19 protein-coding genes are annotated in these 23,053 nt (G+C 62.4%); 13 read left to right on the forward strand and 6 right to left on the reverse strand.

Going from position 1 to position 23,053, the window contains the following annotated elements; genetic code table 11:
* Positions 1–157: 157 nt before the first annotated feature.
* Complete coding sequence (locus tag MON38_RS18110; protein ID WP_241937571.1) at positions 158–1,234, reverse strand: NAD(P)/FAD-dependent oxidoreductase; 1,077 nt, start codon at positions 1,232–1,234, stop codon at positions 158–160.
* 136 nt (positions 1,235–1,370) lie between these two features.
* Between MON38_RS18110 and MON38_RS18115 the strand changes: the two genes are divergently transcribed.
* The 5 genes from MON38_RS18115 (at position 1,371) to MON38_RS18135 (ending at position 9,724) form a co-directional block, all read left to right on the forward strand.
* Positions 1,371–2,030: an MBL fold metallo-hydrolase gene (locus tag MON38_RS18115; RefSeq protein ID WP_241937572.1), complete on the forward strand. Its 660-nt coding sequence runs from the start codon at positions 1,371–1,373 to the stop codon at positions 2,028–2,030.
* Positions 2,031–2,113: 83 nt separating this feature from the next.
* Complete coding sequence (locus MON38_RS18120; protein WP_241937573.1) at positions 2,114–2,815, forward strand: CDP-alcohol phosphatidyltransferase family protein; 702 nt, start codon at positions 2,114–2,116, stop codon at positions 2,813–2,815.
* Between the two features lie 142 nt (positions 2,816–2,957).
* Entirely contained in the window at positions 2,958–6,977 is a 4,020-nt protein-coding gene (gene porU / locus MON38_RS18125) for a type IX secretion system sortase PorU (protein WP_241937574.1), read from the forward strand.
* A gap of 57 nt (positions 6,978–7,034) precedes the next feature.
* Positions 7,035–8,288: a type IX secretion system outer membrane channel protein PorV gene (gene porV, locus MON38_RS18130; RefSeq protein ID WP_241937575.1), complete on the forward strand. Its 1,254-nt coding sequence runs from the start codon at positions 7,035–7,037 to the stop codon at positions 8,286–8,288.
* 134 nt (positions 8,289–8,422) lie between these two features.
* Positions 8,423–9,724, forward strand: a complete 1,302-nt coding sequence (locus MON38_RS18135) for a M16 family metallopeptidase (protein ID WP_241937576.1) — start codon at positions 8,423–8,425, stop codon at positions 9,722–9,724.
* Positions 9,725–9,834: 110 nt separating this feature from the next.
* On the opposite strand, the gene MON38_RS18140 is transcribed toward MON38_RS18135, so the two are convergent.
* Together MON38_RS18140 and MON38_RS18145 are read right to left on the reverse strand one after the other, a co-directional pair.
* Entirely contained in the window at positions 9,835–11,214 is a 1,380-nt protein-coding gene (locus MON38_RS18140; protein ID WP_241937577.1) for an NAD(P)/FAD-dependent oxidoreductase, read from the reverse strand.
* A 76-nt stretch (positions 11,215–11,290) separates the two neighbouring features.
* Positions 11,291–11,935: a carboxypeptidase-like regulatory domain-containing protein gene (locus MON38_RS18145; protein ID WP_241937578.1), complete on the reverse strand. Its 645-nt coding sequence runs from the start codon at positions 11,933–11,935 to the stop codon at positions 11,291–11,293.
* Positions 11,936–12,081: 146 nt separating this feature from the next.
* Here MON38_RS18145 and MON38_RS18150 point away from each other — a divergent pair, with 146 nt between their 5' ends.
* The 4 genes from MON38_RS18150 (at position 12,082) to MON38_RS18165 (ending at position 15,777) form a co-directional block, all read left to right on the forward strand.
* Positions 12,082–12,468, forward strand: a complete 387-nt coding sequence (locus MON38_RS18150; RefSeq protein ID WP_241937579.1) for an ArsR/SmtB family transcription factor — start codon at positions 12,082–12,084, stop codon at positions 12,466–12,468.
* 178 nt (positions 12,469–12,646) lie between these two features.
* The gene (locus tag MON38_RS18155; RefSeq protein WP_241937580.1) at positions 12,647–12,967 is read left to right on the forward strand and encodes a (2Fe-2S) ferredoxin domain-containing protein; all 321 of its coding nucleotides are present in this window, start codon (positions 12,647–12,649) and stop codon (positions 12,965–12,967) included.
* 118 nt (positions 12,968–13,085) lie between these two features.
* Positions 13,086–14,324 carry a BamA/TamA family outer membrane protein gene (locus MON38_RS18160; RefSeq protein WP_241937581.1) on the forward strand — a complete coding sequence of 413 codons (1,239 nt, stop codon included), beginning with the start codon at positions 13,086–13,088 and terminating at the stop codon, positions 14,322–14,324.
* A gap of 208 nt (positions 14,325–14,532) precedes the next feature.
* Complete coding sequence (locus tag MON38_RS18165; protein WP_241937582.1) at positions 14,533–15,777, forward strand: glycosyltransferase family 2 protein; 1,245 nt, start codon at positions 14,533–14,535, stop codon at positions 15,775–15,777.
* Here the strand turns inward: MON38_RS18165 and MON38_RS18170 are convergent.
* From MON38_RS18170 to MON38_RS18180, 3 genes are read right to left on the reverse strand one after another with little or no spacing between them, the layout of a single operon-like run.
* Positions 15,774–16,370 carry a class I SAM-dependent DNA methyltransferase gene (locus MON38_RS18170; RefSeq protein ID WP_241937583.1) on the reverse strand — a complete coding sequence of 199 codons (597 nt, stop codon included), beginning with the start codon at positions 16,368–16,370 and terminating at the stop codon, positions 15,774–15,776. The genes MON38_RS18165 and MON38_RS18170 overlap by 4 nt on opposite strands.
* Positions 16,367–17,122, reverse strand: coding sequence for a PIG-L deacetylase family protein (locus tag MON38_RS18175; RefSeq protein WP_241937584.1), 756 nt, complete (start codon positions 17,120–17,122; stop codon positions 16,367–16,369). The genes MON38_RS18170 and MON38_RS18175 overlap by 4 nt, the downstream gene beginning before the upstream one ends.
* Positions 17,123–17,133: 11 nt before the next feature.
* The gene (locus MON38_RS18180; RefSeq protein WP_241937585.1) at positions 17,134–18,282 is read right to left on the reverse strand and encodes an acyl-CoA dehydrogenase family protein; all 1,149 of its coding nucleotides are present in this window, start codon (positions 18,280–18,282) and stop codon (positions 17,134–17,136) included.
* Between the two features lie 281 nt (positions 18,283–18,563).
* Here MON38_RS18180 and purH point away from each other — a divergent pair, with 281 nt between their 5' ends.
* The 4 genes from purH (at position 18,564) to MON38_RS18200 (ending at position 23,022) form a co-directional block, all read left to right on the forward strand.
* On the forward strand, positions 18,564–20,099 hold the full coding sequence (gene purH, locus MON38_RS18185; RefSeq protein ID WP_241937586.1) for a bifunctional phosphoribosylaminoimidazolecarboxamide formyltransferase/IMP cyclohydrolase: 1,536 nt from the start codon (positions 18,564–18,566) through the stop codon (positions 20,097–20,099).
* A gap of 246 nt (positions 20,100–20,345) precedes the next feature.
* The gene (locus MON38_RS18190; protein WP_208177625.1) at positions 20,346–21,371 is read left to right on the forward strand and encodes a rod shape-determining protein; all 1,026 of its coding nucleotides are present in this window, start codon (positions 20,346–20,348) and stop codon (positions 21,369–21,371) included.
* 149 nt (positions 21,372–21,520) lie between these two features.
* On the forward strand, positions 21,521–22,498 hold the full coding sequence (gene mreC / locus MON38_RS18195; protein ID WP_241937587.1) for a rod shape-determining protein MreC: 978 nt from the start codon (positions 21,521–21,523) through the stop codon (positions 22,496–22,498).
* A complete protein-coding gene (locus tag MON38_RS18200) occupies positions 22,495–23,022 on the forward strand; it encodes a hypothetical protein (RefSeq protein WP_241937588.1) in 528 nt (175 codons plus the stop codon). Before mreC ends, MON38_RS18200 begins: the two co-directional genes overlap by 4 nt.
* The last annotated feature ends 31 nt before the right edge of the window (positions 23,023–23,053 follow it).

The following is a 23,053-nucleotide window of genomic DNA, read 5'->3' on the forward strand; positions in this document are numbered from 1 at the left end:
AACGAGCAAAAGCAAAAAATTAATCCGTCGGCATAGAAAAAAAATTCCATGCCGGGTTTAAGCCCGGCATCAGCCGTTTGGGGCGGCCGTCGGGCCGAGCAAGGTAGAAGCGAAAGGGCAGAATTCCAGCTAAGTGGTTCCCGCATCGGGGCCGCACTCAGCCTACGCCGGCGGGCTGCAGGGCGTTGTAGCGCTGCACGCTGGCTTCGGGCCATATTTCGGCCTCGCCCACCAGCCAGTCGGCCAGCAGGGTGGCCAGGCGCGGGGCCAGCATCACACCCTTCGAGCCATACCCGCCACAAAAGCTGAGGTTGGGCACCGTAGGGTGCGGGCCGATGAGCGGCCGGCGGTCGCGCACGGCGGGCCGCACCCCGGCGCGCTGCCCTACCACAGCAAACGGCAGGTCGGTGATGACGGTGAGCCGCGCCGCCAATTCCTCGCGCCCCACCGCCGTGATGCCCGGCGCAAACGGTGGCCAGCGGTAGGTAGCCCCCACCCGGAAGCGCCCGCCGCCCACCGGCACCACGTAGGCCCCGCGGTTCAGCACCTGGGCCGGGCTTAGGTCGGCACATTCCACATCGAGCACCTCGCCTTGGTTGGGCGTGAGGGGCAGCCAGCCGAAGTAAGGATTGCGCACGGCCGCCGCGCCCTCGCAGCAGATGACATGCCGGGACCGCACCTGCCCGGCATAGGTCGCACCTTCGCTGTCAAACTGCACCTGCGTCCAGTCGAATGATTCGCGCCGCAGCCAGCCGGCGCGGTGGCCCTCGGCGGCCAGGGCGGCCAGCAGCTCGCGCACGGCTACGTGGCCGCCGTGCTGCAGCCAGGCCCCGCCAAAGGGCGCGTGCACGCCGGGCAGGTTGGGGTCGGTGGTGGTGAGGCTGGCCACAAAGTCGCCCCAGGGGCGGTCGGCGCTGCGGGCCAGCACGGCGTTCTGCTCTTCGGGCGAGCCGAAGATTTTAAAAATCGGGGTTTCGGTGAAGAAAGACTGGCTGTAGCGCTGCTCCAGGGCGCGGTAGTAAGCGGCGGCGGCGGGCAGCAGCTCCTCGGCGCGCCAGCTGAGGGCGAAACGCTTGCCGGCCACGGGGTTCATGAGCCCGGCGGCCACGTTGGAGGCCGAATTGGCTTGGCCGGGGTCGTACACGAGCACGCGGTGGCCGCGTGCGCGCAGCACGTCGGCGAGCGTGGCGCCCGCAATGCCGTGGCCCACCAGCAAGAAGTCACAGTCCGTCATGGCCGGCAAGGTAAGGACGCGGCGCTTAATGCAGAATTAAGAATTAAAAACGAGGAATTGGGGTGCGTCCTCAATTCTTCGTTTCTCGTTCTTACATTCTGCATTAAGCGCAGCGTTGTACCTTTCCGCATTGCTTATGCCCCCAGTATTGCCCATGACGGTCGCCGGTTTCACGTTCAACGCCTTTTCCGAAAACACTTACCTGCTCATCGACGAAGCCACCCGCCAGTGCGCCATCGTAGACCCCGGCTGCTACTCGGCCGCCGAGCAACAGGCGCTGCGCGGCTACATCGAAGCCAACGAGTTACAGGTAGCGCTGCTGCTGAATACCCACGCCCACATCGACCATGTGCTTGGCAACCAGTTCGTGCTCAGCACTTGGCCGGGCACGCCCTTCCTGTTGCACCCGCTCGATGTGCCCACGCTGCGGGCCGTATCCAGCTACGCCGGCAACTACGGCTTCCCGCAGTACCAGCCGGCCGAGCCCACCGGCGAGCTGGCCGCCGGCCAGCCCGTGCGCTTCGGCGATACCGAGCTGGCCGTGCGCTTTGCGCCGGGCCACGCGCCGGGCCACGTTATTTTTTACCACGAGCCCACGGCCACCGTCATCGGCGGCGATGTGCTGTTTCAGCGCAGCATCGGGCGCACCGATTTGCCCGGCGGCGACCACGCCACGCTGCTGCGCAGCATTGCCACCGAGCTGATGACTTTGCCCGATGCCACCACCGTATACCCCGGCCACGGCCCCGCCACCACCATCGGCGAGGAGCGGCGCGGCAACCCGTTTTTGCAATAAGCACTGAGCAGCAAGCAGCGAAGAAGGCTGTTCGTTGCGCTGCATCTTTGCTTCATTGTTCATTGCTAACTGATACCTGACCTTTGAAACGACACCTGCCCAACGCCGTTACCTGCCTCAACCTGCTGTTCGGCTGCCTGGCGCTCACCGAGATTTTTGCCGGCCGGCTCGATAACGGGGCCTGGTTTGTAGCCGCCGCCGCCGTGGCCGACTTTGCCGACGGCCTGCTAGCCCGGGCCCTGCGCGTGTCGTCGGCCATCGGCAAAGACCTTGATTCGCTGGCCGATATGGTGTCGTTTGGCGTAGTGCCGGGTGCCATTCTGTTTAAGCTCCTGGCGACTGGTGAGGCAGCCACGCCACCCCCACCCATACAGTACCTGCCTTACGTGGGATTTCTGGTAAGCATTTTTTCGGCCTTGCGGCTGGCCAAGTTCAACAACGACACCCGCCAGACGACTTCCTTTATCGGCCTGCCCACCCCGGCCTGCACGCTGGTGGTGGCGTCTTTGCCCCTCATTCTGTCGCACGACCGGTTTGGGTTGCACAGCGTGGTGCTGAACCCGATTGTGCTGGTGGGCCTCACGGTATTGCTTTCGGGCCTGCTGGTGGCCGAACTGCCGCTGTTCGCCCTCAAATTCAAGAGCCTGCGCTGGGGCGATAACCGCCGCCGCTTTATTTTTCTGCTGCTGGCGGCCGGATTATTGCTAGGGCTGCAGGCTGCCGCCGTGCCGCTGATAGTGTTGCTTTATGTGCTGCTGTCGGTGCCCAAAACGGCAGCGCGCTGATACATGGCAATATTCGGAGGCAGCGTGGCAATAAATTCCGGTTTCAACGGTTAAAGAAGCCGCTGGCAGGCGAACCCCCAAGGTCGCTCCGCTGTTGCGGGGGCGGCCAGGCCGGCGATACGTAGCAAATTATCAGGTGTATATGCGTCCTTTTTCTCTCTTGGTTGCGTTGGTGGGGATGATAGCGGGGCTCGGGGCAGTTGCGCCAGCGCAGGCTCAAACCACCGTGCACGGTGTTATTAAGTGGAATGGCTACACCGAGGTGACTTCCAAGGGCACCCGCCGCCAGAAAGTGCCAACCTTTGAGGAAGCCCGCACGGTGCTCGACGACCAGGTGGGCTGGTACAGCATGCGCCTGCGCGGGGCCGCCACACAGGGCGAACTGCTGAACCTAGTGTACGAGCCTTTTGCCCCGGCCGATGCCCGGCTGTTCGATGCCGCCCGCCTGCCCGCCGGCCCCGAGCCGCGCCTGAACACCGGCATCGAGATGAAGCAGCCCGTGACCTTTCTGAGCGTGCGTCCGGCTCGCCGTAATCCCCAGTCCGGCCAGCCCGAGCGCCTCGTGGCTTTCGACTACCGCTACCAGCCCGTGGCGGCCCGCACCACCGCCAATACGGCCCACGTGTACGGCCCCAATTCGGTGCTGGCCAGCGGCGACTGGTTTAAAATCGGGGTGGCTGAAAGTGGGGTGTACAAGCTCGATAAAGCTGCCCTGAGCAAAATGGGGCTGAACGTGGCCAGCCTCAATCCCAAAAATTTTCACCTCTACGGCAACTCGATGGGGATTCTGCCCCAGCCCAACGCCACCAAGCGGCCCGACGACTTGGCCGAAAACAACATCCTGCTCGTCAACGACAACGGCGACAACGCACTTGACGACAACGAATACTTTCTGTTTTATTCGCCAGGAGCTCATACCTGGGAGGCACAGGGCAGTGTATTCCGGCACCGCAACAACATCTACACCGATACTACCTACTACTTTATCGGAGCCAACAGCCGGGCCGGGCTGCGGGTGCCAACGGTAGCTGCTCTACCGGCGACGGGAGCTGCTACGGTCAGCACGTTCACCTACCGCGCTTTTCACGAGTACGACCTGTTGAACCTGATGCATTCGGGGCGCAACTGGGTGGGCGAGGGCTTCCGGGCCGGCGGGCAGCAGGATGTCACGTTTTCTGGAATTCCTGACCTCGTAGCAGGGGCACCGGTGCGCGTGTTTGCCTCGATGGTGGCCAGCTCGGCTACAAACAGTTTCTTCCAATTCGCCCTGAATGGCACAGCTCTGGGCAGTATTACGCTCGCCGCGCGCCCTAATTGCGAATATTGCGAAATCGCAATGACTGCAACGTCGACCCTGCAGGCTTCCCCAGCCAATCCTGGCAGCGAGCTGAAAGTAAGCCTGACGTATAACAGCCCGGATGCCAGCGCCAGCGGCTATCTCGACTATCTCGACCTGAACGCTGAACGGCAGTTGCGCCTAAGCAGCGCGCAGCTGGAATTTCGTACCCTGGCCAACATTGCGCCCGGGGCCCGCAACCGCTACGTGCTGACGGGCACCACGGCCACCACCCAAGTATGGGACGTGACCAATCCGCGCCAGGCCAAAGCCCAAACCCTCGATGCCGGGGCTTTCGTGGCCCCGGCCGATACGCTGCGTGAGTTTGTGGCCGTGGAGCGCGGCGGCGCCTTTGCCACCCCCCGCGCCTTCGGCAAAGTGCCCAACCAGAACCTGCACGCCCTCAACCTCGACCAGCGCCTCGACCTAGTGATTGTGACCGCGCCCGTGTTTCGGGCCCAGGCCCAGCGCCTGGCCGACCACCGCGCCCAGCACGACAACCTGCGCGCTGCCGTGGTGACGACGACCGAGGTATACAACGAATATGGCTCGGGAGGGCAGGATGTGACGGCCATTCGCGACTTCATGAAGCAGGTGTATCAGCGCACCAACAAGCCCTACTTGCAGCTGTTGCTTTTTGGTGATGCGTCGTTCGATTACAAGTCGGACCCTTACAACAACAAGGACTTTGAACCAACCTGGTGGCGTGACCGGGTGCCGTTCAAGAGCGATGCCGATTTCGATAAGGCTAACCAGAACTACGTGCCTACCTACGAATCGCGCGAGTCGCTGCTTCCGTACAGCGGTGGGAGCAGGGCCAGCTATTCATCGGACGACTATTACGCTTTGCTTGACGACAATGAGGGCGAGTGGGACGAAGACTCGCCCGGCACTGAAATGCTCGACGTGGGCGTGGGCCGCCTGCCGGTGCGCCAGCCCAAAGGTGAGCTCACCAATACCGACCAGGCCCGAGCGATGGTTGACAAAGTGAAGAGCTACGATGCGGCGCCCGCCTATGGCAAGTGGCGCAACCGGATTACGATGGTGTCGGATGACGGCAATGGGGGCCTGTTTGTGGGGCCTGCGCCCGGCAAGCAGGGGTTCGATATTGGTTCGGAACTGATGACCAGAATTGTTCAGACCAACCATCCGGAATATAATGTTCATAAAGTATATCTCGACCTGTACCCGCAGCTGGCGGTGGCGGCCGGGCAGCGCTCGCCGGCTGCCAGCCAGGCCATCGACCAGTCTATCGAGCAAGGGTCGTTAATTGTGAATTTCCTGGGTCACGGCGGCCCCAAAGGCTGGACTGATGAGCAGGTTTTGTCGAACGCTTCGGTTATGGGGCTGCGCAACACCAACAACCTTACGTTTCTGACCACCGGCACCTGCGACTTCAGCACCTACGACAATCCCGACTTCACTTCGGCCGGCGAGCAGGTGCTTACCGACAACACGACCGGTGGCGCGGTGGGCTTGTTCACCACCACCCGGGTAGTCGATGCTTACCGCAATGCCAACCTCAACAAAGCGTACTTCAACCGGGTGTTGATGCCACTGGCCAACGGGCAGTACCCGGCCATTGGGACGGCTATTATGATGAGCAAGAATGACTACCCGGGCGCTGGGGTGCCGGGCGTCATCAACAACCGCAACTACACCCTGCTGGCCGACCCCAGCATGACGCTGGCTTACCCCCGGCAAACGGTGGTGCTGGACAGCGTGCGTCGCCGCGACCCCAAGGGCGCGTGGGTAACGGCCGACACGCTGCTGGCCCTGTCGCGGGTGCGCCTGCACGGCAAAGTGCTCAAAGGCGGTGTGCTGAGCAGCAACTTCACGGGCCGGGCGCAGGTAACCATCTACGACAAGCCGACGACGGTGATGACGCTGGGCGATGAGGCGACGGACAGAAACGACCCCGATGACCCGGACGGCCCCCGGCCCGTGGAAGTGCAGGAAAGCATCATCTACGGCGGGCAGGCCGACGTGGTGAACGGACAATTCAGCCTGAGCTTCGTGGTGCCTAAGGACATCAACTACAATGTGGGCGTGGGTAAAATCAGCCTCTATGCCGCCGATGCCAGCCACGGCACCGATGCCAATGGCTACCAGCTACCCAAAGTAGGCGGAGCCTACAAGGGCGCACCCAGCGACACCAAGCCGCCGGAAATTAACCTGTTCATGGACAGTGAGCAATTTGCTTTCGGGGGGCTCACGGCTCAGAATACCACCTTGCTCGCAAAGCTGCAGGACGAAAGCGGCATCAACACCACCGGCGCGGGCATCGGGCACGACATCACGGCCATTCTCGACCACGACCCCACCAAACTGCTGGTGCTAAACGATACGTATGTGGCCAACGTGGGCGACTTCACCACTGGCCGCGTAAACAACCCGTACAAGTCGCTGTCGGCCGGGCCGCACTCGCTCACGCTCAAGGCCTGGGATACCTACAATAACTCGGCCGAGCGCACCATTGAATTTGTGGTGGCCCACGACGAAAAGCTGGCCCTCGACCATGTGCTGAACTACCCCAATCCGTTTGCCCACCATACCACGTTCTTTTTCGAGCACAACCAGGCCGGGGCCGAGCCCGACAACCTCGACGTGCAAGTGCAGATTTTTACGGTAGCCGGCCACTTGGTGCGCACCCTGAACACCAGTGTTGCCACCACCGATGGCTACTCGCGCAGCCTGAGCTGGGACGGCCGCGACGATTTCGACGACCCGCTGGCCCGGGGCGTGTACGTGTACCGCCTCACGGTGCGCTCGCAGCGCACCCAAACCGTAGCTTCGAAGTACGACAAGCTCGTCATTCTCAATTAATCTAATTTCCGCCTTTCTTTGCGCCCCGGCCGCGCCCTGGCCCCATTGTTTCCCCTTATGCAAGTACTCGTTTCGCGTTCGCGCCTGGCCCTGGCGGCGGGCCTGCTGGCTTCGGCAGCCACGGCCCAGGCCCAGAATCAAGCCAACCCCCACACCATCACCACGGCAGTGCCCATCCTCACACTGGCCCCCGATGCCCGCTCGTCGGCCCTCGGCGATGCCGGGGTAGCTACCTCGCCCGATGCCAACGCCTCGTACTTCAACCCCGGCAAGCTGGGCTTCGTGCCCTACAAATACTCGGTGGGCGTGTCGTATTCGCCCTGGCTGCGCAACATCACCGACGACATGAGCATTTCCTACCTGTCGGGCTACGGCAAAGTGGGGGCGCGCTCGGCATTTGGGGCTTCGCTCATGTATTTCGACCTGGGCACCATCGACTACCGCACGGCCAACAACACGCCCTACGGCTCGTTCAGCCCCAAGGAGTATGCTTTTGCGGTGTCGTACGGCCTGCAGCTCACGGATAATCTGGGCGTGGGCGTGTCGGCCCGCTACATCCGCTCCAATCTGGTGGGGGCCATCAACGGCAACGATGCCAAACCCGGTAACGCGGCGGCCGTCGACCTGGGCATGTACTACCACAAGGACCTGACCGTGGGCACCGGCATCTACAACCTGGCGCTGGGCGCGGCCGTGAGCAACCTGGGTAACAAGATTACCTATACCGACCCCACCAACCCGAGCTTCCTGCCTACTACGCTGAAGCTGGGTACGGCCATCACCCGCGAGATTGACCAGTACAACAAAATCACGCTGGCCTTCGATGCCAGCAAGCTGCTGGTGCCTTCGCCTTACTACGAGGAGCTGATTGTGGGTGGCACCCAGGCCGAGCGCGACGCGCAACTAGAGCGCATCAAAGCCAAAAATCAGGAACTGAACCGACAGGGAATCGTGGGCGCGCTGTTCAGCTCGTTCGGCGACGCGCCGGGCGGCTTCAAGGAGGAGCTGCGCGAGATTGTGCTCTCGACCGGACTCGAATACAACTACAACGACCTGCTGTACGCCCGCGGCGGCTACTTCTACGAAGCCCCCGACAAGGGCGACCGCCAGTACGTGAGCCTGGGCCTGGGCGTGCGCTACCAGGTGTTCGGCATCGACGGTACCTACCTGGTGCCCACCGGCAGCGGCACCAAAAACAACCCGCTGGCCCAAACCATTCGCATCGGCCTGCACTTCAACCTGAACAAGCTCGCCGATGCCTTCGACGAGAACGGCGCGGGCGGCACCGGCGGCGAAACGCCGTCGAACTAGGTTCACGACTTACACTCGGAACGTCATGCTGAGCTTGCCGAAGCAGCTCTACCGCGCTAGTAATTAAGTTACTACAGCGGTAGAGCTGCTTCGGCAAGCTCAGCATGACGTTCTTTTCATTACGCTGCTATTTCATGTCTGAATTCCAAATGCTCGACCGTACCCTTGCCCCGCCCGTGCAGCCGCTGGCCCGCGTGGCCCTGCCCGCCGCCGAGGTGCTGCACCTGCCCAGCGGCGCCCGCCTGCACGTGCTGGCCAACGATGCCCAGCCCGTGGTGCGCCTGCAGGCCGTATTCAGAGCCGGCAAGCTGGCCGAGCCCACTCCCGGGCTGGCTTCCATCACGGCCCGCATGCTGCTGGAAGGCACCACCACCCGCACCGCCCGCCAGATTGCCGACGAAGTGGCTTTCTACGGCGCCTCGCTGGAGTGCGACTCTGGCTTCGACCGTTCTACGCTCACGCTTTACTGCCTCACGCGCCACCTGCCCACGCTACTGCCGCTAGTGCTCGATGTGCTGACCAACCCCGCCTTCCCGGAAGCCGAGCTGCAGCAGCTGAAAACCCGCACCATCCAGAACGTGCGCGTGGAGCGCCAGAAAACCAGCTACCTCGCTACTGAGCGCTTCAATGAGCTGCAGTTTGGGGCCGATACCGCCTACGGCCGGCCCTTTGACGAAGCTGCCTACCAAAGCCTGACCGCCGAACAGGCCCGCGAATTTCATCGCGCCGCCTACTCGCTGGCCAATGCGGAAATCTTCCTGTGCGGCGATGTGGCTGCCGAGCGCGACCTGGTGGCGCAGGCCTTCAGGACCGATGCGCTGGCCGGCGCGGCCCTGCCCGCGCCCTCCGTGGTGCTGCCGGAAACCGTGGCCGCCGCGCCCGACCGCGTGGCCGTGCCTGGCAGCCTGCAGGCTTCCATTCGGATGGGCCGGCTATGGCCCGCGCCCACGCACCCCGACACCCACCGCCTGAAACTGCTGGTGAATGTGCTGGGCGGCTACTTTGGCTCGCGTCTGATGCGCAACATTCGCGAAGACAAGGGATTGACTTATGGAATCTACGCCAGCGTGGCCCCGCGCGAACACGGCACTTCGCTCGTCATCGGCACCGATGTGAAAGGCGAAAGCGCTGACTTTGCGGTGAGTGAGATTGAGCTGGAGCTGCGCCGGTTGCAGGAAGAGCCCATTCCGGCCGAGGAGCTGGAAACGGTGAAAAACTACCTGCTCGGCAAGTTTGCCAACGAACTGTCCACCGTCTTCGAACAGTGTGACAAATACAAGAACCTGGTATTCTTGGGCCTGCCTGCTGATTACTACACCCAGTTTGTGCAGCAAACCGAAGCCACCGATGCCGAGACGCTACAGGCGCTGGCGCAACAGTACCTGAGCCCTGCGGAACTACAGGTAGTGGTAGCCGGGCCGGCAGCTGGCGTTTAGCCTGTCATCCTGAGCGCAGCGAAGGACCTTACCACGCCTGAACAGTCATTGCCCGGGCGTGGTAAGGTCCTTCGCTGCGCTCAGGATGACAGTTACTATTTACCGGCCAGTTATCGGCCAGCCGTTTCCTGAATCGCTGGCGGCGTGGCGTTGTACTCAGCCGTAGCGGTGCGGTGCTCGGCGGTTTTCTTCCCTTGGTCGTCCCTCACATCCTTGCGGCTGAAAGGGCGAATAATAAGCCGCAGCGCCTGGTCGGAACTGAAGTAGCTGAAAGCCCAGTCGACCAGGGCCACCACTTTGTTGCGGAAACCTACCAATGTCATCAGGTGCACAAACAGCCAGGTGAGCCAGCCGAAGAAGCCGCGGAAGTGAATGTCGCGCGGCAGGTCGACCACGGCCTTGTTGCGGCTCACGATGGCCATTGAGCCTTTGTTGTTGTACACAAAATCGAGGGGCTTTTCGAGGCGCAACATGCGCTGCAGGTTGGCCGCCAGGTGGTCGGCGTGCTGCTGGGCCACGGGCGCGAGCATGGGCAGGCCTTTGGGCATGTCGGCCGTCGTCATGTTGGCCACGTCGCCGATGGCGAAGATGTTGTGCTGGCCCTGCACCAGGTTCCAGCCGTTCACGGTGATGCGCTTGTTGCGGGTGACGGCCTCGGCGGGCAGGCCGGGCACTTCGGCTCCGTTCACGCCGGCTGCCCACACTAGGTTTTCGGTTGGGATGAATTCAGTGTCGGAATAGTACGCCTTACCATCCTCGTAGCGCTTAATGGACGTGTTGAGGTGCACGAGCACGCCCAACTCGTCCATGTAGCGCTTGGCATCGGCCTGCGAGGCGGGCGACATCGGCCCGAGGAGCGCCGGCCCGGCTTCCACCAGAAAAATCTGCATCCGGCGCAGGTCCAGCTCGGGATAGTCTTTGGGCAGCACGTGCTTGCGCATCTCGGCCAGCGAACCGCTTATTTCGACGCCCGTGGGGCCGCCGCCCACCACCACAATGTTCAGCAGCGCCTGCCGCTCGGCCGGGTCGCTGGTGAGCAGGGCTTTCTCAAAGTTCTGGAAAATGAAGCTGCGTAGGTTCAGCGCATTTGGGATACTCTTGATTTGCATGGCGTTGCGCTCAATGCTCTCCATCCCGAAAAAATTGGTGAGCGAGCCCGTGGCCAGCACCAGATAATCGTATCGAATATCGCCAACGCTGGTAATGAGCGTATTAGCGGCTGGGTCGACGCGCTGCACGTCGGCCATGCGGTAGAAGAAATTTTGCTGCCCCGCGAAAATTTTGCGAATGGGGTAGGCAATGCTGTCGGCCTCCAGGGCTCCGGTAGCAACCTGGTACAGCAGCGGCTGGAAGTTGTGGTAGTTGTTGCGGTCGACGACGACCACCTGCACCGGCGCTTTGCGCAATGCCTGCGCCAAGCGAAGGCCGCCAAAGCCGCAACCCACAATAACGACGCGGGGCTTGTCCGAAACGGGAAGATTGGTATCCATAGAGTTGAGCAAGGTGCAAACTCTAGGTAAACCGGAAATAGCCGCCTGCGGTTACCGGAATAAGCGAATATTCCGCTTAGTAATCGTCGTTGCTGGCCTTTTTCTTAAACTCGCCGTTTTTCACCTGCTGAACCAGCTTCAGCCAGCTGAAGGGGTTCAGCAGCGGGTTGTTGGAATACTGGTTGGGTGCCATGCCCATTTTGCGGTCGTAGTCGAGGCTTTGGTTGCTCATCGTCTGGCGGAAGTTGGCCGTGGCGCCCATGGGCTGGGTGCGGAAAATCCGGTTCATCAGCTCTTCGTTCAGGTTGTCGGCGGCGGCGCTGCCGCGCTCGGTGGGCAGGCGCAGGGCCAGAAACGCCTTTTTGAAGTCGCGCTCGGTAGTGTAGGGAAACACGCGCACCTCGGGCAGCACGGTGGCATCCTCAATCAGTTGAATGACAACGGAGTAGCTCTGGCGGCGGAAGTCGGGCGGGATGACGATGGTCTGGTTGGCATAGCCCAGCGAGCGAATCACGATGCTGTCGCCGGCCAGCACGGCCATCGAAAAGTAACCGTAGATGTTGGAGGTGGTGCCGCGCCCAGCCTTGGGCACGTAGATGCTGGCCCCGGGCACACCGAGCAGGCTGTCGCCGTTGGCCACAATGCCGGTGAACTGAATCACCTGGCGCTTGCCCTGGGCGTGCGCGCCGGGCGCGGCCAGCAGCAGGCTCAGCAGGAGCACAGCAATAAAAACGGGAAGGCCGCGAAGGCGCAAGAAATCAGGCATATTCAGATAGCGGAAGAACAAATATACGCGTGCCGGAGCGGGGGCGTTGATACCTTTGGATGAGAATGCACGAAGGGCGGAACTCCCTTCCCAGACAGCAGATGCGCTTGAAACATTTCACGGTTGCTTTCGGGCAGCAACTTTTTAAATCGTTGGGCGACGAAAGCCGCGTCCGCATCCTGCATTTGCTGTGGCGCAACCGCGAAATGGTGGTGGCCGACCTCGAACAGGTGCTCGACTTTACGCAGACCAAAACCAGCCGGCAATTATCGTACTTGAAGAATGCAGGTTTGGTGAACGTGCGCCGGCTCGACAACTGGATGTACTACTCGCTGAAGGAAGAGACGGCCGAATTGCTGCAGCAGTTGCTGTCCCTGATGGAAAAAGACCCGCAGCTCACCCACGACCAGCAGATATACCAAACCCTGTGGTCGAACCGCGAACTGGCGGCGTATAAACTTCAAAACCGCCACTGGCACGGCCGGTAAGAAGGGGAAAGTTAAAAAGGACCGTCATGCAGAGCGCAGCGAAGCATCTTTACCGTGCAACGCAATCAAAAAATAGTGGTGGCTGGCAAGATGCTTCGCTGCACTCTGTATGACGGTCCTTTTTCGTGGAGAAGACCGCGCCCGGCAACGTGCGCGCCCGGCCTGCGTTCAAGCAAGCATGACGCAGATTCGCCGCTTGTTTGTGTGTACCAACCAGAAATCCGGAGTTGGAGAAGCCGTAGCCAAGGCCCTGAAAAAGGAGCTGAAAATGCAGGGGCTGAAGAAGCTGCTGGTGGGCGGCGAGCGGCAGCAGGTACGCGTGCAAACCTGCAACTGCCTCGACCTGTGCAAGCAATGCAAAAAGGGGCCGGGCGCCGCGCTGGTGGTTTATCCCGATGGCATTGCCTACGGCAACGTGCGCCCCGCCGATGCGGCCGCGCTGGTAGGCGAATATCTGGGCCGGGGCCAGGTGGTAAAGCGCTTGCAGATTGAGGAATAACGGCCCGGGCCACAGCCGTGCTGGCGACCGGGTTTGGTAAGAAGCCCGCCCTTGCCAACCGTGGGCCGGCTTAATCCGTTGATAGAGCAATTCATTTGATTTTCACCCCACCGCTCCTATGCGCTTTTCTCTCGCAGCCCTGCTTCTGACGGGGTTGGCTTACACTGCGGCCGCTCAGCCCGCCGCGCCTCCCGATTCTATTGTCACCACGCCCGCTTCGGCCCCCGGGCTGGCCCCGCTGGCCACTCAAATGCAGCCGCGCGCTACCAAGTCGTTCGGCCAGCTGGGCAAGAACAAGACGCTGACGCTGCTGCCGGTGCCGGTTATTTTTTACCAGGCCGAAACGGGCTTAGGCTACGGACTGGGAGCGCTGCTAAGCGGCCGTTTTTCGCAGGACACCCTCACCCGTCCCTCCAACGCCCGGGTGCAGTACTGGACGACGACCAAGGGACAGTCGCTGGTGCAGCTGGTGCACTCGATTTATACGCCGGGCGAGAAATTTTACCTCAATGGTGAAATCAGCGCTTACGACATTCTTCTGTACTACTATGGCAAGGGGCCGAACACGGCCAGCGCCAACGAGTCGGAAACCGACTACAAGCTGTTCATCATCAACCAGCGCGTGCAGAAGCTGATTGCGCCCAAACTGTTTTTCGGAGCACAGTATCGCTACACAAGCATCACCAATGTAAGCGCCCCCCCCAAAACCACCGACGACCAGAACACGAACGTGTTTTACACCGACTCGCGCATGACCGAGCGCGAGCGCCAGAACACCCGCGTCTCGGGCCTCGGCCCGGCCATTACGTACGACTCCCGCGACGTGCCTTTGGCGGCCTTCCACGGCGATTTGCTGGATTTTGGCGCCACTTTCAACGGCACCGGCCTGGGTTCGGACTACCGTTTCGTGCGCTATCAGCTTGATGCCCGCCACTTCCAGCCGCTGGGCTCGACGCGCACCATTCTGGCAGCCCAGTTTCTGGGGCAGTTCCACACCGGCGACGTACCCTTCCGCGAATTGGCGGGCATTGGGGCCAACCTCGGCGGCACGCTCTACAACAACGGCAACCTGCTGCGCGGCATCTACGAGCAGCGTTACCGCGACCGCCAGATGATTATGTTCCAGGCCGAAATTCGTCAGAAACTGTTCTGGCGCATCGATGGAGCCATATTTGGCGGCGTGGGCAACGTGAACCAGTACATCGATAAGTTTGCCCTGAAAGACACGAAGTACGCCGGCGGCGCGGGCATTCGCTTCAACTTCATCCGCCGCGACCGCGTGAACCTGCGTCTCGACTACGCCGCCGGTTCGGGTAGCTCGCCGGGCATCCTTTTTGCCATCGGCGAAGCCTTCTAAGGTTGACTGTTGAAAAGAAAAAGCCTCTTCCAGCAAATGGAGGAGGCTTTTTCTTTTTAAACCCGTGATGATGATTCCGGATTTGGGGGCGGCAGCTTCCTGATGCAGTGGGTGGTAGCTCATTCCTTCCCGTGTGCGGGACTTGGAATGCGTGCGCGGAAATAAGCTGGGCCTTATCCTTTCGCCCGGCCCGGCGTACACCCGGGCAATGGACCACGCTACCCCCGCGCGCTTTCTGGCAGCCCACGAAACCACCGCTCCGGCCCCGCTGCCGCCGCTGCTGGCTGCGCCCCACGATGCGTGCGCCGCCCGCCTGCACCGCCAGCTGCCGCTGCCCCGCGCGGGCCTGCGCATCAGCGTCATCATTCCGGCCAAAGACGAAGTGGCCAACCTGCCGGCTACCCTGGCCGCACTGGCTGCCCAAACCACCTTCGCTGGCCACCAGCTGCCCGCCGATAGTTACGAAGTCATCGTGCTGGCCAACAACTGCCTTGACGATACGGCAAACCTGGTACGTCGGCAAGCCCGGCAGTTCCCGGGCCTAGTGCTGCACGTGGCCGAGCTGTGCCTGCCCGGCGAGCATGCCCACGTAGGCCGCGCCCGTCGCCTGCTGATGGACGAAGCCTGCGCCCGCCTCGAACGTGTGGGCCAGCCTGCCGGCATCATTGCCAGCACCGATGCCGATACCCGCGTGGCGCCCACGTGGCTGGTCGCCATTCAGGCCGAAATAGCGGCCGGGGCCGATGCCGTGGGCGGCCGCATTATGACCGAAGACGAAGCGTTGGACCAGCCGGACCTGATTCAGCTCCAACGCCTGCAGTCGCGCGATGCTGCCTACCGCTTGCTGTGTGCCCGGCTGGAGGATTTGCTCGACCCCACCGCCGCCGACCCGTGGCCGCGCCACCACCAGCATTTCGGAGCCAGCCTGGCCCTCACGGCGCGGGCCTACCGCCGGGTGGGCGGCCTGCCCGCAGTACGTTTTCTGGAAGATGAAGCGCTGTGCCGGCAGCTGCGGCGGCACGATTTAACGTTGCGCCACAGCCCGCACGTGCAAGTGCTCACCTCGGCCCGGCGCGATGGCCGCGTGGAAGTAGGCCTCTCGTGGCAGCTGCGCGAATGGCTGCAGCTGAGCCAGCAACAGCGCGAGCCTCAGGTCGACAACCCCGTGCAGCTGGCGCGGCAGTGGCAGCTGCGCCGCCAGCTACGGGCTTGCTGGGCCAGTGCTCCCGGTGCCGAAACCGACGCGCTGCTCACGCGCCTGGGCGTGCCAGCGGCTGCGGTGCTGGCCCAAATGAGCAACTGCGCTACGTTTGGCGAGCTGTGGGAGTGGGCGCTGGTGCACAGCCCCAGCCTGGCGGTGGCGGCCGTGCCGCTTTCAGAGGCGCTGTTGGTACTGCCGCGCCTCATCCGCGCCAATGCCGCCGGGCAGTGGCGGGCTAATAAAGCTGCTTAGTTCTTTTCGAGCAAATCGAGCCGGTAGTTTTCGTGCCGCTGACCGCCGAGGTGGCACAGTGGGCCATTCTGGACGGCCTTCTCAAGGAAAAACTGGTGCACGTCGTCGCCCGTCAGCGGGTAGTCGTGCACGGGGGGCGTCCAATGCACCAGCAGCAGCTGGCCGCCGGGCTTCAGGCCGGCAATAAGCTGGTCGGCCGCGCGGGCCAGGTCGGCAGGCGACCAATAGTAGCCTACTTCCGATAGCACAATCAAGTCGAACTGCTGAGTTGGAAACTCCTCAGGTACGCGCATCAGCTTTATTTCAACCTGCGGTAGCGCCGCGCAGCGCGCCCGCGCCTGGGCCAGCGCCGCCTCGCTCACATCCACGGCCAGCAAGTGGCCGCAGCGTGCCGCCAGCTGCTCGGTGAGCACCCCCAGCGAACAGCCGATTTCAAACGCCTCGGCGTAGTGCGGGCGCGGCAGGGCGGCAATTGTAGCAGCGTATTTGGCGCGCTCGTAGGGGCTGCTTTCGAAGTTCCACGGGTCGCGGTTGGCCTGGTACACGTGGTCGAAATACTCGGGCGGCAGGGTGTTGGGCTGATTTTCGTTCATAGCTGGTTTCCGGACGTAACGGCTTCAAAATATACTTCATAAGGCGCCGCGAAGTGCGCCAGCATCTCGGCCGAAAGCAGAAACCCGTCCGGGTCGTCGGCGAAAACGCCGGGGGCCACCTGTGACTGGTGCGTCGCAATGGCTTGCTGCTTCTGCACCACAACGTCTTCTATATCAATCCGGAATCCGCCCACGGCATCAGCCACCGTGGGCAGGTCCTCCGGCGCGGCGCGCTCCCAGGCCCACACCACGTACTCGAGCCTGCGCGGGGGCTGCGGCATCCCTTCCAGTGCCGCTTGCACCAGCAAAGCAGTGGCGCGGTGGTCGGGGTGCGGGTCGCGCCGCCAAGGCACGAGCACAGTAGCCGCATGTTGATGCATTAGGTATTCGCGCAGCTGCTCCACGGCAGCCGCGAAGCCGGGCGCGTCGGCAGTATCGGGCACGCAGCTGTCGGGCAGGCGCAGCAGCAGCGGCTCGGCGGCATCGGCGCCTAAAATTGTGAGGGCATGCCGGAACTCGGCCTCGCGCACGGCGCTGCGCGCTTCCGAGGAGAATGCTTCGGAATTGGGATGCGACATGCTCCCGTCGCTCACCAGCACCGCCGCCGTGCGGTGGCCGGCCTGGTGCAGCAGCGCTAGCAGTCCACCACAGCCCAGCGCTTCGTCATCGGGGTGCGGTGCAATAACGACCGTGGCGCCAAGGGTTGCGGCGAAGCTGGCAGGTCGTAGCGGGTATTCAGCGAAAGGGAGCAAGGCAAAAGAAGTTAAAGTTGATGAAACGACTTGCCTTCCAACACAAACCGGCCCACGTCGGCCAGCGCGCCGTCGGGGGCAGGCTGGCGCAGGTAGTGGGTGAGGTCGCGGTGCAGGCGCTCGAAGGGCTCGGGGCGCAGCAGGCCGCGCGCGCCCACGCACCGCTCGGCCAAGCGCAGCATATCGAGGCAAATGGCTTCGATGGCTGTGCGCATCATGTTGGCATAGGCCACGGTGGCTTCGGCCCCTTCGGGCGTGGCGGCCCCGGGGCGGGCGGCGTTTTCGGCCGCGCCGCGCACCCACTGGCGGCCGCTTTCGAGCATGATGGCCATTTCGCCCAGGCGCTGGCGCTGGTAGGGGTCGTCCGTCCGGCCCAGGCCGCGCAGAAAGTTGCGGGTTTCTTCAAACACGGCTTCGGCCCCGCCCAGCTGCACTGCTGCAAACCGAATGGCCCCGCCGCTGAACGCCGGCTGCTGGTAGTACGCGTTGGGCGGGCCGATGAGGTCGTCGGCCTCCAGCTCCAGCCCCGTCAAATCGGCCCGAAAGCTGGCCGTGGCCCGCATGCCCAGCGGCTGCCAGAACGAGCGGTCTAGTGTCGGCGCCTGCACCTCGGCCGGCAGCACGAACAGCTGCCAACCCTGCCCGTTGGGCAGCGCCCCGGTGATGAGCGGCCGACTGACGTGCCCGGCACCCGAGGCAAACGTTTTGGCCCCGCGCAGGCGGTAGCGGCCGTTGGGCAGCGCCTCCAGGTGCACGCCCTCAGGCGGAGCCTCCGTGTTCCAGACCCCGAACAGGTGCCCGGCGCGGGCATCGGCAGCGTAGCGGGCTACCTGCGAAGCGCTGCCCAGCTGCTGAATGAGCAGCAGCGCGTTCAGATGCCCTTCGTAGATCCGGCCCACGGCCAGGTTGCCGCGCCCCACGTGCTGCAACGTGCGCAGCAGCGGCAGCGCGGCGGCCGGCGCATCGAGCCCCGCCCCACCGAACGCAGCCGGCAGCGCGGCCGTGAGCAGCCCGGCCGCCGCCAAATCGGCAAACGACTGCGTGGGGAAACCGCCTTCTACATCGGCTTCGGCGGCCTGCGCAAAAAGATGCGGCGCCAGTTGAGCGGCGGCAGCTTCGGCCGCGGCGGGTGTAGCTATGGGAGAAGTATTTACAGACAAAATGAGCGTCGGAACAGCAGTGAAAAGCGGAGTTGTGGCGGGGTAGGCTGCGTTGCTGCTGGCTGATGCTAGCGCAACGGAAGCGCCTTCGGTTGGACAGCCGGCCCCGCTGCTGGCTATACTTGCGAAAGCCGCCCGGTGTTCGGATTTGCCCACGGTAGCGACATTGAATGGCGGAATATTCGGAGGTAATAATTCGGTAATCTTCAGGCTAGCCCTCCCCGCCGGAGCCCGGCCCTACCTTTGCCCCGGCAATTCTGCCTCCCCAAACCGCTCGTTTTATGTCGTCTCGTCCCATTCGCGCCGCGTTGCTTTCCGTGTATCACAAAGACCGTTTGGCACCGCTGGTGCAGGTTCTCCGCCAGCACGGCGTCACGCTGTATTCCACCGGCGGCACGCAGAAATTTCTGGAAGACGAAGGCGCCGAAGTAACGGCTGTGGAAAACCTGACCGGTTTTCCCGAAGTATTCGGCGGGCGTGTAAAAACCCTGCACCCCAAGGTGTTCGGTGGCATTCTGCACCGCCGCCACGACGTGGGCGACCTCGCCGAAGCTGAGCACCACGCCATTCCGCCCATCGATTTGGTGGTGGTAGACCTGTACCCCTTCGAGGAAACCGTGGCCAGCGGCGCTGAAGAGCAAGACGTTATCGAGAAGATTGACATCGGCGGCATCTCGCTGCTGCGCGCCGCCGCCAAAAACTACCGCGATGTGCTCGTGGTCAGCAGCCGCGACCAGTACGCCGCCGTGACGGAATTATTGACCGCCAAAAACGGCAGCACCGACCTGGAAGACCGCCGCCACTACGCCGCGGCCGCCTTCGCCACCACCTCACACTACGACACCGAAATTTTCGGCTACATGAGCCGGGGCACCGCCGTAGCCGGCACCGCCCTGCGCCTGAGCCAGCAGCCCGCTACCCCGTTGCGCTACGGCGAGAACCCCCACCAGGCCGGCACCTTCTACGGCGACCTTTCGGCCCTGTTCGACCAGCTCCACGGCAAGCAGCTGAGCTACAACAACCTCGTTGATGTAGATGCCGCCGTGGCCCTGATGACCGAATTTACCGACGGCGCACCCGCCTGCGCCATCCTCAAACACACCAATGCCTGCGGCGTGGCCCAAGCCGCCACTCTGCGCGAAGCCTACCTGAATGCCCTGAGCTGCGACCCGACTTCGGCGTTCGGCGGCGTCATCATCGTGAACAAGGAAGTGGACGCGGCCACCGCCGCCGAGCTAAACCAGCTGTTTTTTGAAGTGCTGATTGCGCCCGGCTTCGCCGCCGAAGCCCTGCCGGTACTGCAAAGCAAGAAAAATCGCATTCTGCTGCTGCAAAAGCCGGTGAAATTTCCCGCGAAGCAGGTGAAAACCTTGCTAAATGGCATCATCGAGCAGGATGCCGACCACCAGACGGAATCGGCCGCCGACTTCCGTGTCGTCACGCAGTCGGCCCCCACGGCCGAGGAAACCGAAGCCCTCGTATTCGCCGGCAAAATCTGCAAGCACACCAAGAGCAACACCATTGTGCTGGCCCGCGCCGGCCAGCTGCTGGCCTCCGGCGTCGGCCAAACCAGCCGCGTCGATGCCCTGCGCCAGGCCATCGAGAAGGCCCGTGCCTTCGGCTTCGACCTGCACGGCGCCGTAATGGCCTCCGATGCCTTTTTCCCCTTCCCCGACTGCGTGGAAATTGCCGGTGCCGCCGGCATCCGCGCTGTGGTGCAGCCCGGCGGCTCCATCAAGGATGCCGACAGCATCAAAGCCGCCGACGAGCTGGGCATGGCGATGGTGCTGACGGGCACCCGCCACTTCAAGCACTAAGCCGGGCTACTTCGGGATACTGTAGAACGTCATGCTGAGCTTGTCGAAGCATCTCTACCGCGCAAGTAATTATTTACTACTGCGGTAGAGATGCTTCGACAAGCTCAGCATGACGTTCTGTTTTACAAACGGCGAACAAACGGAATCCCATAATCCCGTTCACCAACCCGGCCCAAACCTTCCGTACCTTTGCGCATTATTCCGGCTGGGCCTAAATCCAGTCTCCGCCTTATTGCCGCTAACTCAATGGGTTTCTTTAATTTCCTGACCAGCGATATCGCCATCGACCTGGGAACGGCCAATACGCTCATCATTCACAACGATAAAATCGTGGTGGACGAGCCGAGCATCATCGCCAAAGACCGAACTACGAATAAAGTCATCGCCGTGGGCCGCCAGGCCCAGCAGATGCACGAGAAAACCCACGACAACATTCGCACCATCCGCCCGCTGAAGGATGGGGTAATTGCCGATTTCCACGCCGCCGAGGAAATGATTAAGGGCATGATTAAGATGATTGACACGCGCAATCGCCTGTTTCAGCCCTCGCACCGCATGGTTATCTGCATCCCCTCGGGCATTACCGAAGTAGAAAAGCGCGCCGTGCGTGACTCGGCCGAGCACGCCGGGGCCAAGGAAGTGTGGATGATTCAGGAGCCGATGGCCGCCGCCATTGGCATCGGCATCGACGTGGAGCAGCCCGTGGGCTCGATGATTATCGACATCGGAGGCGGCACCACCGAAATCGCGGTTATTGCGCTGTCGGGTATCGTGTGCGACCAGTCGATTAAAACGGCCGGCGACGTGTTCAACCAGGACATCCTCGACTACATGCGCCGCCAGCACAACCTGCTCATCGGCGAGCGCTCGGCCGAGCGTATCAAAATCGAAGTGGGCGCGGCCCTCACCGAACTCGACGTGCCGCCGCCCGACCACGAAGTGCGCGGCCGCGACCTGATGACGGGCATTCCGAAGGTTATCAAAGTTACCTTCTCAGAAATTGCTATTGCCCTCGATAAATCGGTGGCCAAAATCGAAGAAGCCGTATTGAAAGCCCTCGAAATCTCGCCGCCTGAATTGTCGGCCGATATTTACGAAAACGGCATTCACCTCACCGGCGGCGGCGCATTGCTGCGCGGCCTCGACAAGCGCCTGGCCGCCAAAACCAAGCTGCCCATTCACATTGCCGAGGACCCGCTGCGCGCCGTGGTGCGCGGCACCGGCAAGGCCATTAAGGATATTCAGGCCTTTAAAGGCGTGCTGCTGACGTAATTGCCGAATAAAAATTAGCACGTCATGCTGAGCGCAGTCGAAGCATCTCTACCGCGAGAGTAATTACTTACTTCGGCACGCGAGATGCTTCGACTACGCTCAGCATGACGTTCTTTTGCCGGCTGTTTTGTTATTAATCAATTGCCCCCGTGCGGAACCTGTTTCTTTTCTTTTTTCGCTTTCGCGGGGCGTTGGTATTTGGCTTGCTGGAAATTGCCTGCCTGTACTTGTTTGTGACCAATAGCTCGTACCACCGGGCGGCTTTTTTCAACTCGGCCAACAATTACGCCGGCACGGTGCTGGCCCGTCGCGCCCAGGTAGCCGATTATTTCCACCTGGCCGAGGTAAACCAGCAGCTGGCGGCCGAAAATGCCAGCCTGCGCCAGCAACTGTACCCGGCCGATTCATCGCGGCGTGCGGCCGATTCGGTAGCGCTGCCGCCCGCCCGGCTCGACTCGCTGAAGCGCGTGCGCTACCAGCGCCCGGCGGCCAAACCCGATACCTTGCTGCTCGGCCAGCAGGCCATTGCAGCCCGCGACCCGAGTTATCCACTTATTCCGGCTCGGGTTATCAACAATATCGTGCGCAATGTGGACAACTACCTCACGCTAAATGTGGGCAGCGCCGATGGTGTGGTGTCGGGCCGCGGCGTGGTAGCGGCCAACGGCGTGGTGGGCCGCGTGAAAGTGGTGAGCGAACACTACGCCACCGTAACCAGCCTGCTGCACTCGGAAACCCGCGTAGCTTCGAAAATCAAGCGCGATGGCACCATCGGCACCATTCGCTGGCTGGGCGACGACCCCACCCACGCGCTGCTCGACAACGTGCTGCGCGAAACCAAGCTGGTGAAGGGCGATACCGTGGTGACGTCGAGCTATAACTCGGTGTTTCCGGAGGGCATTTTCATTGGCACCATCGATTCGTTCGTGAAGGAACCGGACAAGAATTTCTGGACCATTCGGGTGAAGCTGGGCATTAATTTCTCGAACCTGACCTACGTGTACGTGGTGACCAACCGTCAGAAGGCCGAGCGCGACACACTGGAAGCCCGCACGCTGCGGCCGGTGCCGGCTGCTACGCCAGCCGCTGCCCCGGCGTCGGCCCCGAAAGGAGGGACGCGCCCATGAGTGGCCTTCGTGACATTATCGTGCAGTTGTTCCGCTTCGTAATTTACGCGGCGGTGCACGTGCTGCTCATTAGCCGGCTGGTGCTGTTCGACCTGGGCTGGTGCTTTTTGTACCTGGGCTTCCTGCTGTTTCTGCCGCTGCGCACGCCCATCGTGGTGCAGCTGTTGCTCAGCTTTGCGATGGGCCTGACGATGGATATTTTCTACGACACGGGCGGGCTGCACGCGGCGGCCGCCGTGCTGCTGGGCTTTCTGCGGCCGTGGGTGCTGCGGCTGCTCACGCCGCGCGACGGCTACGACAGTGGCGACACCGTGAACGTGCACCAGATGGGCTGGCAATGGTTTACGGTGTATCTGCTGCTGCTGGTGGTGCTGCACCACACCGCGTTTTTCGTGCTGGAGCTGGGCAGCTTTCGCCATTTCGGCACCACGCTGGGGAAAATTCTGGTGAGCGCACTCTTTACCAGCGTTGCGTTGTTAATTATTCAGCTGCTGTTTTTCCCGGTGCGAAGAGGGCGGAATTAATTTTATTATTACTGTCATCCTGAGCGCAGCG

The sequence above is a fragment of the Hymenobacter cyanobacteriorum genome (genome assembly GCF_022631375.1).
Lineage (GTDB): Bacteria > Bacteroidota > Bacteroidia > Cytophagales > Hymenobacteraceae > Hymenobacter > Hymenobacter cyanobacteriorum.